Genomic DNA, 13,403 nt, shown 5'->3' on the forward strand with positions numbered 1-13,403 from the left:
TGTTCAAATGGCGATTCAGCGTTTAATTGGTTTTGGGAAAAAAGAAGAGTTTAAGGAAATTTTGGCAATTTTAAGAAAGCAGAATCCTGATAGGATAAGGGTTCTGTGAAATTTGTCGTGTACAGAGAAACAAAAGTTATAATAGTTTTTTTACCATTTGATCTTTTTTAAATGTCCTTGCTTTTTACCATCTGTTTTCTGCATTTTGTTGCTCAATTAAGCCCGGGTCCTGACATTTTACTTATCGCAAAAAGTGCTGCTTCTACGACACGTATGAATGCCTTAAAGGTGATTGCCGGAATTTCAGCGGGGATCGTGGTTTGGGTGATATTGACGCTAGCTGGCTTTACCGTACTGATCGATCAGTTTCCCTGGATTCAGCAAGTATTGATGGTCATCGGTGGGCTATTTTTGGCCAAAATGGGCTGGGCCATGCTAAAAAGTGGCTGGCAAAGTTTTCAGAACAGACATCAAACTCAAGATGATTTAAATACGGTAGAAGCACCAAAAAGTTATTTTATGCAGGGTTTATTGACTAATCTGTCGAATCCTAAAACCCTGATCTATTTCAGTAGCGTATTTTCACTTGCACTGAGTTCATCAGCTTCTGATTATTTAAAAGCGCAACTGGCAGTGATTATTCCGCTGCAAACATTTATTACTTTTACTTTACTGATGCTATTAATTTCCCATCCCAAAATTAAAGAGGCTTACCAGCGATCAGGAAGTTATATCGATATGATTTCAGGCGGATTATTCCTGATTTTTGCAGTCTGGTTATGGTATGACGCACTAGTTCTAATGAACTAAAAATCTTAATTTGATGGAGTGACAGAGGAGTTTTCGTTAGAAAGCTGCTGTGCAGCGGAAGCGTCAGAAACTGGATGATCCTGTTTCTGCACTGGAGACTGATAACGATTCGGTTTAAGAGTGGCCTCAGTATTTTCCGAACCCTGATAACTGCGACTGCGATTGGCACGCTCACGTAAGCCGCCTTTTTTAATTAACTGAACCATTTTCATCTCTCACTGCAAGATGACTTATTGTAATTCAAATTTTCTATTCTGGCAGCGTTTCATATTCAAGTTAAAAACGCATAAAAAAGACCTGATCCAAGTCAGGTCTTGCTGGAGGATAAAAAATTAGCGCGGACGTTTATTATCTTGTTGCAGCACATCAAATAAAGACGACTGAGCTGGCACTTCCTGCTGCTGTGACTGGATATAAACATGCATTACCTTGAACGCGATTGCAGTAACCAGACAGGCCACCAGACATAAAATCCAAAAACCATAAGGGCTGCGAATATTATGTGAGCCACAGGCATGACATTCTTTTTGGCCAGCTTCCACAACTTTATCGCAGCACGCACAGTGATATTGATAGTACATTGCTAAGCTCCATTACATTTCTGATATTTTTTTTGTTATCTTTCACGGACTTTTATTTCAGGTCTGCATGTCATGTTAATGATGCAATTAGACGCTGACAAGTCATATAACAAAAAGTTACCCAAGTCTCAGTGAGGAAAACAAATAATAATTGGCTAAGTACATAACATCATTAAGTTATTCCGAGAAATTTCTCTGGAATAATTAACTATGCTATCTATCAATTCATAAGCAATTTTTGAACCAGTTCGAGTGGAGCTTAAGAACAACAAGTATAAAATGGGAAATAGACAGGGCAAAAACTTAGATGAATTGATCTGCCCTAAAAAATAGAATGATATGGAATATATTTTGCTTATTTTTTAACTATTCGTTGCACTGTATTAAGTCTATAAAAATTTTTAATTTCAATAATTTTTATGAAAGTGCATTATAAACTTAAGGAACAATACTGATCTCATGAAGAAAATATCACTGTTTTTATCATCCTTGCTCTATATGAGCAGTCTTTATGCACAATCGGATATTGAAAAGGAAGTTATTGCCCAGTTTTAGCAGGATTTTAATGCGCAAAATTATGCAGCAATTTTTGAAAAGTTTTCACCTGAAGCGAAAAAGGCGATTCCTTTAAATATGTTTGAAAAAGTCTCTAAAGACTTACAGCAGCAACTCGGCAAAATACAAAGTCTTGAGTATATAGAGTCTAAAGGTAAAGAGACTGCAGTCTATAAGGCCAACTTTGAAAAAGACCGTCTGAAACTCAGCATGAGTTTGAATAATGATCAACAGATTTCCGGCCTTTTATTTACGCCCTATATCGAATCTACTGCAGCAAATAATAAGACAGTCAATGCTATTCAAGGCTATCCAAAAGCGATTGCAGAGAAAATTTATCAGGCTACTCGTACTTTTCCAGAACAAACTCAAGTAGCGATAGCGGTATTAGATCAGGACAAACCCCATTACTATGGGGTACAGAAACATAAGGACAAAATCCTGGCCAAGGCCAATCAGGATAAAGTCTTAGCAATTGGTTCTCTGACCAAAGTAATGACATCAACTATATTGGCTGAATTGGTGACACAAAATAAAATTAAACTGGATGACAAGATTAATCCTTATTATGCCTTTCCATTCAAGGGCAATATCCAGATTCGCTTTCAGGATTTAGCCAATCATACGTCTGGACTGCCACGACTACCGAGTAATTTGGAAGTAGATGATGATACTGATCAATATAAGGAATATCATGCAGCTAAACTGGAAGAATATTTAAAAAATTCCTTAGAGCTTGAACATGCAAATAACAGTGGAAAAGTGCCACATTATTCTAATTTGGCTGTGGCTTTATTGGGACAGAGTTTGAGTCAATCGCAAAATAAGGATTTTGCTGAGTTACTCAATGAATATGTCTTTAAAAAGTATGGGATGAAACATAGCTATACCTCGCCTGATCAAGCAGCTAAGCAACTTGTGTCTGCATTTGATGCCCAAGGAAAAGAAATCACCACCTGGGCATTTGATACCTTTTTACCTGCGGGCGGTGTACTCTCTACAGCTTCAGATTTAACCAGATTTGCACAAGCTCAACTCGATGCAAAAAATGCGGCAGTACAATTAACTCAGCAAGCAACCACAGAACAAGTAGGTAGCTACCAATTGGGATTGGGCTGGTTTGTGCGAGAACAGGAAAATGGCACCAAAATCATCTGGCATGGGGGAAATACCGCAGGGCATTCTGCTATTTTGATGATTGATTTAAACAAGAAAAAGGCAGTGACGATTTTAGCCAATGTCGCTGCTGTACATCCTGAAATGGGAAATATTGAAAAAACTGGCTGCTCAACTTTTACAGGAATAAGTCAGCTTTAAGATATCTTTAAGATATAAAAAAAGCCCGCATTGCGCGGGCTTTTTTAATTCATGAATTTTAAATCTTACTGACCAGAGCGAATGATGTAATCAAAGGCAGATAATGATGCTTTGGCACCTTCACCAGTCGCGATGATGATCTGTTTGTAAGGAACAGTAGTACAGTCACCTGCAGCAAACACACCTTTGACATTGGTTTCATTGCGCTCGTTAATCACAATCTCACCACGGTTAGTTAGCTCAACATCGGTTCCTTTCAGGAAGTCAGTGTTCGGCAACAAACCGATCTGAACGAAGATACCTGCCAATTCAACAGTGTGCTCTTCATCAGTTGCACGGTCTTTGTATTTCAACGCTGTGACTTGTGAACCATCACCGATCACTTCGGTAGAAAGTGCATTTTTGATCACAGTCGTATTTGGCAAGCTGTTCAGTTTGTCCTGCAATACCTGATCCGCACGAAGTTTAGTATCGAACTCAACCAGCGTTACATGCTCAACAATACCTGCAAGGTCAATCGCAGCTTCTACACCGGAGTTACCACCACCAATTACCGCTACACGTTTACCTTTGAACAATGGACCGTCACAGTGTGGGCAGTACGCTACACCACGAGTTTTGTATTCTGCTTCACCCGGAACGTTCATCTCTCTCCAGCGTGCACCGGTAGATAAAATCACAGTTTTAGATTCAAGTTTCGCACCATTTTCTAAAGTCACTTCTACCAGACCATTGGCTGTGCGATCTGCACCTTTGATGTCAGAAACACGTTGCAGGTTCATGATATCAACACCGTATTCACGAACGTGTGCTTCCATCTCCGCAGCAAATTTCGGACCTTGAGTTTTTTGCACTGAGGTATAGTTTTCGATGTCCATGGTATCCATCACCTGACCGCCCATACGTTCAGCCACGATCCCAGTTTTGATGCCTTTACGTGCTGCATAGATCGCTGCAGTATTCCCTGCAGGTCCACCACCGATCACTAGGACATCAAATGCGTCTTTGGCATTGAGTTTTTCCACGTCTTTGGCTGCGGCATTGGTATCCAATTTGGCAATGATTTCTTCCAGTGTCATACGACCCTGACCGATATGTTCATTGTCCTGGAAGACCATTGGTACGGCCATGATTTTGCGTTCTTCCACTTCGTCCTGAAAGAAAGCACCATCGATCATGGTTGCTGTTGTACCCGGGTTATAGATGGCAATCAGGTTCAATGCCTGAACGACATCCGGACAGTTATGACAGCTGAGTGATACGAATACATCAAAGTCAGATTTGATCCCCAAACCTTTAATTGATTCCAGAACTTCGGCAGAGACTTTTGGTGCATAGCCTGAAGTTTGTAACAATGCCAGAATCAGGGAAGTAAACTCATGACCCATCGGCAAGCCTGCAAAGAACACACGAGGCTGTTCACCGGCTTTTGCCACACCAAAGCTTGGTGCACGTTTGTTGGTACCGTCAAAACGGGCAGTCACTAGATCAGAAAGCTGGGCGATTTCCTCAACCAGTTCTTTGATTTTGGCTGATTTGTCAGAGCCATCCAGAGTTGCCACTAATTCAATCGGGCCTTCCAAACGTTCAAGTAGTGTTTTTAATTGAGCTAAAGTATTTTGATCTAACATTGCTAACGTCTCCAAAGGAGTAAGAATTCATTCGATAAGTAAATACTAAGCTAAATCGATAAATAGATAAAACAGTTTGTTTTTATAAATTTAATCGGTTTTGCAAATGTATTGAAAAATTCATGATTAATTTCAAGCTTATATCTGGGTGCTTAGCATGAATTTTCAAGTAGTTTAAAGTGTGATTGGTCTTTTTCAGTTAAGATTGGAATTCTGCATTTGAGAGTTGAACGATGGAATTACAACGCGGTATTTATCAACATTATAAGGGCAAGCTTTATCAGGTTCTGCATGTGGCAACGCATAGTGAAACGGAGGAAAAGCTGGTGGTTTATCAATGCCTTTATGGTGACTATTCGATTTGGGTTCGACCGCTATCCATGTTTACGGAAAGTATTAGTACCAGTGATGATCGTGAAGTAGAACGCTTTAAATTGGTTCAGGCACTTTAATCAATCCATAAAAAAATTATTTAGATCACCTCAGAGAAGAGCAATGAATCAATTACAACATTTTGAAAGTTTTATGCAGGAACTGTATAAGACCTTTCATGCGCATGATCTTCAGCAAACTGAACGTCTGCAACGCTATCGAAATATTGAGCCTGAATCAGGCCGATTTTTATCATTACTCATTCGTGCCCAGCAGTCCAAACGTATTCTGGAAATTGGGACTTCTACAGGCTATTCCACTTTATGGCTGGCCGAAGCTGCCCGGCAGAGTCAAGCGATGATTACAACATTAGAAATAGATGCAGAAAGAGTTGCGCAGGCCGAGCAGTATGCAAATCAGCTAGGCTTAAAGGATTTGATTGATTTTAAAGTGACAGATGCCTTGTATTATCTGCAAGCTGAGCAGGACGTATTTGATTTTATATTGTTAGATGCGGAACGTGATGCTTATGTGGATTATTGGACCCATTTGGCCCGATTACTCAAGCCAAAAGGTGGAGTATTACTGGTGGATAATGTGATTTCACATGCTACAGAAGTAGAAGAATTTATTCAGCTCATCCAGCAGGATTCAGGTTTTATCATGAGTACGTTGCCGATTGGAGCTGGCTTACTCATAGTGACTTATCGTTAAGCAGAAATTAGTTAAATTAAAACAGGCAAACCCGGTCAAAATGTAAGTTGTATTCAAGATATTTCTGTACAAAGGCCATTTTATCTTGTCGTCTTAACAGGTTGTCATAAACAAATTCGGGAACAGGATGGTAGAGCTCTATATCGCCATTGCTATAAATGATTTTCAGGTGGCGGCTAGAAGGACTATAAGCCCATGAGATCACGGTTAGCAGTTTTTGCATACGTTTTCCTCCACTGAATATTATTATCTTATGTCTTGAACTTATGCCAACTGACATTGAAGATGTATAACTGAATTGTAAGCATAAGTAGGGGATTGTTATGAAGAGGATGCAATATGCATGCCTGATTTTTATATGATCTTTAAAGTGAAAAATAAAGATTTGGTAGGATGGCTTTAGATAGAAGAAAAGGGAAAATAAAACGTTTGGCCAATAGAGCAATCAAATAAATGTTCAAATAAAAAACCACGCTAAAAGCGTGGTTTTTTTAAATCAGTTCAATCTAATACAGATTAGATTTTACCAACTAGGTCGATTGAAGGAGCAAGAGTTGCGTCGCCTTCTTTCCATTTAGCTGGGCAAACTTCGCCTGGGTGAGCGTGTACATATTGAGCTGCTTTAACTTTACGAAGAAGTTCTTGAGCATCACGACCGATACCGCCAGCGTTGATTTCAACGATTTGGATTTTACCTTCTGGATCGATCACGAAAGTACCACGGTCAGCAAGGCCGTCAGCTTCGATTAATACGTCGAAGTTTTTAGCAAGAGTCCAAGTAGGATCGCCAACCATTACATATTGGATTTTTTTGATTTCTTCAGAAGAATCGTGCCAAGCTTTGTGAGTGAAGTGAGTGTCAGTAGAAACTGAGTAGATTTCAACGCCTAATTTTTTGAATTCTTCGTAGTTGTCAGCAAGGTCGCCAAGTTCAGTTGGGCAAACGAAAGTGAAGTCAGCTGGGTAGAAGAATACTACAGACCATTTACCTTTAAGGTCAGCTTCTGTTACTTCGATGAATTTACCATTTTGGAACGCAGTTGTTTTGAACGGTTTAACTTCAGTATTAATTAAGCTCATCATTGTCTCCATGATTGAGGTTTGTATTTAATTTCCAATAGGGTACAGAAATTATTTTTCTTGCTGAAACAGTATTTTTACATAACATACATCGGAAAAACCGAATTAAGCTAAAAATAAAACACCATCAGCACAAACAGCATTGCTCTTGATATAAATGATTCAACCGTAGAATGGTGAATACATCATGACAAGACTCACCCCGATTTAATGCCTCTTCAGACATGATGCCGCAAGCAGTAAAATTCAAGGGCAAAAATTAAAAAATTATAAAAATATTCAAAATGGCCGTTCTTTCGCTTAGGGGCAATACAGCGTAAAATAGCTGCCTATTGTCTTTTTTTATATCAGGTGTTTTCTCAGTGCAGAGTCCTTTAAATGTAGATCAGCTCGTTATGGCGCGTGACCGTCATCGTTTAAATCGACTCCAAAAAGGTAAAGATGCCAACCAAAAGCAATATCAAGAATTATTTGAAAAATCGCATGCCAAAGTCATGCAGCGTATCGAACGCATTCCCAATATCAAGCTGAATCAGGATCTGCCTGTTACCCAGTATGCAGACAAGCTGATTGAAGCGATCCAGCAACATCAGGTCATTATTGTGGCTGGTGAAACCGGTTCCGGTAAAACTACGCAATTACCACAAATCGCCATGCTGGCAGGTCGAGGCCTGACTGGTCTGATTGGCCATACCCAGCCACGTCGTCTAGCTGCGCGTAGCGTCTCACAGCGTATTGCAGAAGAAGTTGGCGAGAAACTGGGTGAATCAATTTCCTTTAAAGTCCGTTTTAATGAACAGGGCTCACAGGATTCGATCGTCCGTTTGATGACGGATGGTATTTTATTGGCAGAGTTGGCCAATGACCGGTTCCTGACCAAATACGACACCATCATTATTGATGAAGCCCATGAACGCTCGCTGAATATCGATTTCATCATGGGTTATCTCAAGCAGCTGTTGCCGCGTCGTAAAGATTTAAAAGTGATCATTACCTCGGCAACGCTGGACATAAACCGTTTTAGTAACTACTTCAATGGTGCGCCGATCTATGAAGTGGAAGGACGTAGCTATCCGGTAGAAGTGCGTTATCGTCCAATTTCTGAAATGAGCATTGTCGGCAGTGATGACGACGAATTTGATGATTTTGAAGAAAATCTGCCACGCGCAGTGGTTGCAGCAGTAGAAGAATGTTTTCAGGATGCACAGGAAAAAGGTCATCCGGAACATGCTGATATCCTGATTTTTGCCAGTACCGAACAGGAAATTCGTGAACTGCAGGAAACCTTGATCAAGCATGGTCCACGCCATACTGAAGTACTTCCTTTGTATGCGCGTCTGGCACTGGCTGAACAGCAAAAAATCTTTAATCCATCGGGCGGCGGTCGACGGATTATTATCGCCACCAACGTAGCAGAAACAGCATTAACTGTTCCGAATATTCGTTATGTGATTGATAGCGGTTTTGCCCGTATTTCCCGTTATAACTATCGTTCACGGGTGCAGCGTTTACCGATCGAAGCGGTTTCTCAAGCTGCTGCCAATCAGCGTAAAGGCCGTTGTGGCCGTATTGCGCCAGGCGTCTGTGTTCGTCTGTACAGTGAAGAGGACTTTTTAAGTCGTCCTGAATTTACCGAACCTGAGATTAAACGGACCAATCTGGCATCCGTTATTTTACAGATGCAAAGTCTGGGCCTAGGTTCACTGGAAGATTTTGATTTCATTGAGCCACCAGATCACCGCCTGGTCAATGATGGTCGCAAGCTCTTGATTGAGCTTGGGGCAATGACAGAGAAAAATCTCCCTAAAGTTGCCGACGAAAAGCAGTCGGGAACTTCTTCCCCCTTTAATAAAGGGGGAACACAAGGGGGATTAACCAAGATCGGTCAGCAAATGGCAAAAATGCCAATTGATCCACGTCTGGCGCGAATGATTCTTGGCGGTGCCCATTTTGGTGCACTGAATGAAGCTTTGGTGATTGTCGCGGCGCTGGCAGTACAAGACCCACGTGAACGTCCTGCGGATAAGCAGATGCAGGCTGATCAGAAACATGCCTTGTTCCGTGAAGCAGATTCAGATTTCCTGTTTTATATCAAGCTCTGGGATACCCTGCATAACAACCGTGAAAGTATGAGCGAAAACAAACGTCGTACTTTTGCACGGAATCATTTCCTGAGCTGGTTACGTCTGCGTGAATGGAAGAAAACTCATGAGCAGCTGGTGGATCTGGCTAAAGGCTTAAAACTGTCCTTTAATGAAAAGAAAGCCAGTTATGAAAATCTGCATCGCGCTTTATTGACTGGCTTACTGTCTTTTATTGCTAACAAGACTGATGAACGAAATGTATTTATGGCAGTCCGTCAGCAGAAAGCACGAATTTTCCCGGCATCAACGCTACACAAGACCAATACACCGTGGGTGATGGCTTTTGAAATGGTCGAAACCTCACAAGTGTATTTACGGACCTTGGCGAAGATTGAGCCGGAATGGATTTTGCTGGCTGCACGTGACTTGCTGAAACATCATTATTTCGAACCGCACTGGTCGAAAAAAGCGGGTGTAGTCAATGCCTATGATCAGATTTCGTTATTCGGTCTGATCATCGAGCCGAAACGTCCGGTCAATTATGAGAAAGTGGATCAGCCTGCTGCGCATGAAATCTTCCTGCGTGATGCACTGACTACTGGCAATCTCGGTATTAATCCACCATTCCTGAAGCATAATCTGCTGAAACTGGAAGAAGTGGAACGGGTCGAAGACAAACTGCGCCGTCGTGATCTGGTGGTGGATGAAGAAACCATTTACCAGTTCTATGCCTCCAAAGTACCACCTGAAGTAGCCAGTCGCCGCAGTTTTGAAGACTGGCGTGCGACAGTAGAGCCACATGATCCACGTTATCTGTTTATTGATGATGATGCGCTGTGGCTGAATGATCGTCCGACCACACAACAGTTTCCGGATTATTTACGTAATGGTGAATTGCGCCTGGCGACCAGTTACCGTTTTGACCCAAGTCATGATGAAGATGGTGCAACGGTTAAAATTCCGCTGCAGGCTTTGCCGCAGGTCGATGAAAATATCTGGTCATGGGGGATTCCGGGCTGGCGTCTGGAGCTGATCGAAGCTTTATTAAAGACTTTGCCTAAAGATAAACGCCGTAGTCTGGTGCCGATTCCAGATACTGCGAAAAAGCTGGCAGCCCGTATTGATGCAGTCAATTTACGTGAGCATATTTTCAGTTTTCTGGCTTTCCAGTTGCGTGGCGAGCAGATTACAGAAAAAGATTTTAGTCTGGATCGGGTTGAGCAATATCTCTTGCCTTTGATCAAGGTGATAGATGAAAAAGGTCACGTGATTGAACAAGGCCGTGATCTGGCCGAGCTAAAAGCCCGTTGCCGTACTGAAACTCATAGCCCGGTGAAACAGTTAAAAGGTGAATTTAAAACCTTCCCGGAAAACTTTGTCTTTGAAGCATCGCAGAAAGTGACGGGTGTAGTCGTTAAGCAATATCAGGCACTGGTTCCTACCAAAGACTTTGCTGCACTGGAACAGAAAGATGAATCTGGTGTCGTGATTCAGACCTTTAATGATCAGGCTGAAGCCGTCAAACAGCATCGTGAAGGGATCATTCGGCTGGTGCATATGCAGCTCGGAGATCTGGTGCGTCAGCTGAAAAAACAGATTTCCAAACCGCTGGCACTGGCATATTCACCGCTTGGCGATAAGGCCCAACTGGAGCAAATGTTAGTTTATGCCACACTCCACCTGTCAATTAATGAGCTGCCTGTCAATATGCAAGAGTTCCAAAAGTTGGTAGAGGATGTAAAAAAATCTTTCCTGACTCATGGCCAGACTGCACTGAAAGAAATCACGGATATTTATATCCAGTGGCAGGAAATTCGTCGTAAATTACTGGTTTTAGACCCATCTATATTTGGAAAAAATATTGATGATATTGAGGATCAGCTTGATTTGATGAGTCTTTCTGACTTCGTTTATCGGAAACCTTCCGACGTATGGTCAGAATTTCCACGTTATTTGAAAGCCCTGATCTTGCGTTTAGAGCGCTTGCCAAATAACCTACAGAGGGATGATTCCGCCATTGACCAAATTGATCCGTGGATGGAAAAATTATTTAAGTTTAAAAATGACGCTCGCCTTAAAGAATTGTATTTTATGGTTGAGGAGTTAAGGATCTCATTGTTTTCTCAACCGATGAAAACGAAAACACCCATTTCTCCAACTCGCCTGCAAAAAGTATGGGAACGTCTTGGAATCAGTTAAGATATAGGTCATTTTGAGAAGGAGTTTTACATGGGCATCCGTATTACGGGTACTGGCTTGTTCCATCCGGAAGATGTCATTACCAATGAAGAGTTAGTTGAAAGTTTAAATGCTTATGTGGAACTGTATAATCACGAAAATGCAGATAAAATCGCTGCAGGCGAATTAGATGCGCGTCGTGGTTCTAGCGCAGAATTTATTGAAAAAGCGTCAGGCGTACAACGCCGTTATGTGTCAGAAAAAACTGGCATCCTCGATCCAAAACGTTTACGTCCAAATCTACGTGAACGTTCAGATGATGAAATTTCCCTTCAGGCAGAATGGGGCGTGATCGCAGCAAAACAGGCGATGGAAAATGCTGGTGTCACTGCTGAAGATATCGATGTTGTGATCCTGTCATGTTCAAATCTGCAACGTGCTTATCCTGCGGTTGCGATTGAAATTCAGACTGCTCTGGGTATTCAAGGTTATGCGTATGACATGAACGTCGCATGTTCAGCAGCAACTTTTGGTTTAAAACAGGCTGCCGATGCCATCAAAGCAGGTGCACGTCGTGTATTGCTGGTAAATGTCGAAATTACCTCTGCACATACCGATTTCCGTTCACGTGACTGTCACTTTATTTTTGGTGATGTCGCAACTGCATCGATCATTGAAGATACTGAAACTAAAACCGGTTTCGAGATTCTGGATACATCATTATTTACCCAGTTCTCAAACAATATCCGCAATAACTTCGGTTTCCTGAATACGTCTGAAAATGCAGATATTGACGACAAACGTTTCCGTCAGGACGGTCGTAAGGTATTTAAAGAAGTGTGTCCACTGGTTGCCAAGATGATTACTGCTCAACTTGAGAAAAATCATATTGCACCTACAGATGTAAAACGCTTCTGGTTGCACCAAGCCAATGCCAGCATGAATGAATTGATTCTAAAACTGGTAGTGGGTAAAGAAAATGCCAAACCAGGTCTGGTACCTATCATTCTGAATGAGTTTGCCAATACTTCTTCCGCAGGTGTCATTATTGCCTTACATCGTACTGCAAATGAAGTTGAAGACGGCGAATATGGCGTACTGTGTTCATTTGGTGCAGGCTATTCAGTGGGTTCAATCCTGGTACAAAAACGCGTGGCGTAAGCCGGGAGTATATTTTGCAGGTCAAGCATGACGCAGCATGGATCAGGCGCTTAAGTGCCTTATCCAAACTGTATTTCACGCCTACTTTTTTAGGGGCTGAAAATATTGATGCCAGTCGACCTGCAATGTATGTCGGTAATCATTCCATGTATGGCATCTTTGATGCGCCAATGCTGATTGATTACCTGTACAATGAACATCAAGTGGCTGTGGTCAGTATTGCTGATCATAGCCATTTTTATGTGCCGCTATGGCGTGAAGCAGTGAAGAAATTTGGTGCTATTGATGGCATACAGGACTATGTCCGCTCGGCCATGCAGCAAGGCTACTCGATTCTGGTCTTTCCGGGGGGTGGCCGTGAAGTGCTGAAACGGGAAGGTGAGCAGTATCAGCTGATTTGGAAAGAGCGTTATGGCTTCCTTAAGCTGGCTCAAGAGTTTCAATACGATATAGTCCCTTTTGCTGCACTGGGCGGTGATGAAATCTATGAGATTGGATTTGATGCCAATAAGATCATTCAACATAAGTATTTTCAAAAATTATTAAAAATTCCCCAACTCAATAAATTATTACGTCATGGTGACGTGATTCCTTCCTTACCTAAAAATCTGTTTCCCAAACGCTTGCCTTTTTATTTTCAGTTTATGCCGCGGCAGCCAATTCATCATGTGCAGCACGAGAATGATCTGATTGATTTTCGTGAGTATTTACAACACAAGATCTATCAGGGGCTAGAACTGTTGGCTGACAGACGTCGGCAAGATGAAGTCTAGGTCTTTTCATCATTCCTGCTTTGCTTTACATTGAGATCGAATCGTCTAAAAAATCACCATGCTTCAATTTCTGTAATAGAAAGGAAAAAGCGATTTTAAAGGATTGAAATTCAGTAGGTCTGTAACTCAATAGGGTTAAAACGAAGG

At 41.6% G+C, this 13,403-nt stretch carries 12 protein-coding genes and 1 pseudogene; 8 read left to right on the forward strand and 5 right to left on the reverse strand.

The genetic code is table 11. The features are described 5' to 3' along the window. Positions 1 to 171: 171 nt before the first annotated feature. Positions 172 to 810 (forward strand): LysE family transporter, encoded by a 639-nt coding sequence (locus tag FTV14_RS03840; RefSeq protein ID WP_159124496.1) that lies wholly within the window; start codon positions 172 to 174, stop codon positions 808 to 810. 5 nt (positions 811 to 815) lie between these two features. Here FTV14_RS03840 and FTV14_RS03845 read toward each other — a convergent pair whose 3' ends face one another. Together FTV14_RS03845 and FTV14_RS03850 are read right to left on the reverse strand one after the other, a co-directional pair. Next, on the reverse strand, positions 816 to 1,016 hold the full coding sequence (locus FTV14_RS03845) for a hypothetical protein (RefSeq protein ID WP_005236199.1): 201 nt from the start codon (positions 1,014 to 1,016) through the stop codon (positions 816 to 818). Positions 1,017 to 1,142: 126 nt separating this feature from the next. Beyond that, positions 1,143 to 1,391, reverse strand: coding sequence for a hypothetical protein (locus FTV14_RS03850; RefSeq protein ID WP_004784054.1), 249 nt, complete (start codon positions 1,389 to 1,391; stop codon positions 1,143 to 1,145). 567 nt (positions 1,392 to 1,958) lie between these two features. Here FTV14_RS03850 and FTV14_RS15995 point away from each other — a divergent pair. Together FTV14_RS15995 and FTV14_RS03855 are read left to right on the forward strand one after the other, a co-directional pair. Beyond that, a pseudogene (locus FTV14_RS15995) lies at positions 1,959 to 2,180 on the forward strand (DUF3887 domain-containing protein); the annotation flags it as partial. Then, the gene (locus FTV14_RS03855; RefSeq protein ID WP_257219753.1) at positions 2,157 to 3,263 is read left to right on the forward strand and encodes a serine hydrolase; all 1,107 of its coding nucleotides are present in this window, start codon (positions 2,157 to 2,159) and stop codon (positions 3,261 to 3,263) included. The pseudogene FTV14_RS15995 and the gene FTV14_RS03855, both read left to right, overlap by 24 nt. 65 nt (positions 3,264 to 3,328) lie before the next feature. Here the strand turns inward: FTV14_RS03855 and ahpF are convergent, their stop codons facing one another. After that, positions 3,329 to 4,894 (reverse strand): alkyl hydroperoxide reductase subunit F, encoded by a 1,566-nt coding sequence (ahpF, locus tag FTV14_RS03860; RefSeq protein WP_180053381.1) that lies wholly within the window; start codon positions 4,892 to 4,894, stop codon positions 3,329 to 3,331. Positions 4,895 to 5,127: 233 nt separating this feature from the next. Between ahpF and FTV14_RS03865 the strand changes: the two genes are divergently transcribed. After that, complete coding sequence (locus tag FTV14_RS03865) at positions 5,128 to 5,346, forward strand: DUF1653 domain-containing protein (RefSeq protein ID WP_125279047.1); 219 nt, start codon at positions 5,128 to 5,130, stop codon at positions 5,344 to 5,346. Between the two features lie 43 nt (positions 5,347 to 5,389). Then, positions 5,390 to 5,980 (forward strand): O-methyltransferase, encoded by a 591-nt coding sequence (locus tag FTV14_RS03870; protein ID WP_180053382.1) that lies wholly within the window; start codon positions 5,390 to 5,392, stop codon positions 5,978 to 5,980. 16 nt (positions 5,981 to 5,996) lie between these two features. Here the strand turns inward: FTV14_RS03870 and FTV14_RS03875 are convergent, their stop codons facing one another. Together FTV14_RS03875 and ahpC are read right to left on the reverse strand one after the other, a co-directional pair. Beyond that, positions 5,997 to 6,203: a KTSC domain-containing protein gene (locus FTV14_RS03875; RefSeq protein ID WP_004784043.1), complete on the reverse strand. Its 207-nt coding sequence runs from the start codon at positions 6,201 to 6,203 to the stop codon at positions 5,997 to 5,999. Positions 6,204 to 6,496: 293 nt separating this feature from the next. Then, positions 6,497 to 7,060 (reverse strand): alkyl hydroperoxide reductase subunit C, encoded by a 564-nt coding sequence (ahpC, locus tag FTV14_RS03880; RefSeq protein ID WP_004784041.1) that lies wholly within the window; start codon positions 7,058 to 7,060, stop codon positions 6,497 to 6,499. Positions 7,061 to 7,422: 362 nt separating this feature from the next. Here ahpC and hrpA point away from each other — a divergent pair, with 362 nt between their 5' ends. Genes hrpA through FTV14_RS03895 form a run of 3 tightly spaced genes read left to right on the forward strand, consistent with a single transcriptional unit; the run spans position 7,423 to position 13,256 of the window. Beyond that, complete coding sequence (hrpA, locus tag FTV14_RS03885; protein WP_180053383.1) at positions 7,423 to 11,343, forward strand: ATP-dependent RNA helicase HrpA; 3,921 nt, start codon at positions 7,423 to 7,425, stop codon at positions 11,341 to 11,343. Positions 11,344 to 11,373: 30 nt separating this feature from the next. Then, entirely contained in the window at positions 11,374 to 12,483 is a 1,110-nt protein-coding gene (locus tag FTV14_RS03890) for a beta-ketoacyl-ACP synthase III (RefSeq protein WP_004784039.1), read from the forward strand. A gap of 14 nt (positions 12,484 to 12,497) precedes the next feature. Beyond that, on the forward strand, positions 12,498 to 13,256 hold the full coding sequence (locus FTV14_RS03895; protein ID WP_159124014.1) for a 1-acyl-sn-glycerol-3-phosphate acyltransferase: 759 nt from the start codon (positions 12,498 to 12,500) through the stop codon (positions 13,254 to 13,256). The last annotated feature ends 147 nt before the right edge of the window (positions 13,257 to 13,403 follow it).

The sequence above is a fragment of the Acinetobacter sp. YH12236 genome, assembly GCF_013417645.1.
Taxonomy (GTDB): domain Bacteria; phylum Pseudomonadota; class Gammaproteobacteria; order Pseudomonadales; family Moraxellaceae; genus Acinetobacter.

What these genes read in the sequence shown, in the direction of transcription:
- FTV14_RS03840 (WP_159124496.1), top strand. Translation starts at nt 172, where the DNA reads ATGTCCTTGCTTTTTACCATCTGTTTTCTGCATTTTGTTGCTCAATTA.
- FTV14_RS03845 (WP_005236199.1), bottom strand. Translation starts at nt 1,016, where the DNA reads ATGGTTCAGTTAATTAAAAAAGGCGGCTTACGTGAGCGTGCCAATCGC.
- FTV14_RS03850 (WP_004784054.1), bottom strand. Translation starts at nt 1,391, where the DNA reads ATGTACTATCAATATCACTGTGCGTGCTGCGATAAAGTTGTGGAAGCT.
- FTV14_RS03855 (WP_257219753.1), top strand. Translation starts at nt 2,157, where the DNA reads ATGAGTTTGAATAATGATCAACAGATTTCCGGCCTTTTATTTACGCCC.
- ahpF (WP_180053381.1), bottom strand. Translation starts at nt 4,894, where the DNA reads ATGTTAGATCAAAATACTTTAGCTCAATTAAAAACACTACTTGAACGT.
- FTV14_RS03865 (WP_125279047.1), top strand. Translation starts at nt 5,128, where the DNA reads ATGGAATTACAACGCGGTATTTATCAACATTATAAGGGCAAGCTTTAT.
- FTV14_RS03870 (WP_180053382.1), top strand. Translation starts at nt 5,390, where the DNA reads ATGAATCAATTACAACATTTTGAAAGTTTTATGCAGGAACTGTATAAG.
- FTV14_RS03875 (WP_004784043.1), bottom strand. Translation starts at nt 6,203, where the DNA reads ATGCAAAAACTGCTAACCGTGATCTCATGGGCTTATAGTCCTTCTAGC.
- ahpC (WP_004784041.1), bottom strand. Translation starts at nt 7,060, where the DNA reads ATGAGCTTAATTAATACTGAAGTTAAACCGTTCAAAACAACTGCGTTC.
- FTV14_RS03890 (WP_004784039.1), top strand. Translation starts at nt 11,374, where the DNA reads ATGGGCATCCGTATTACGGGTACTGGCTTGTTCCATCCGGAAGATGTC.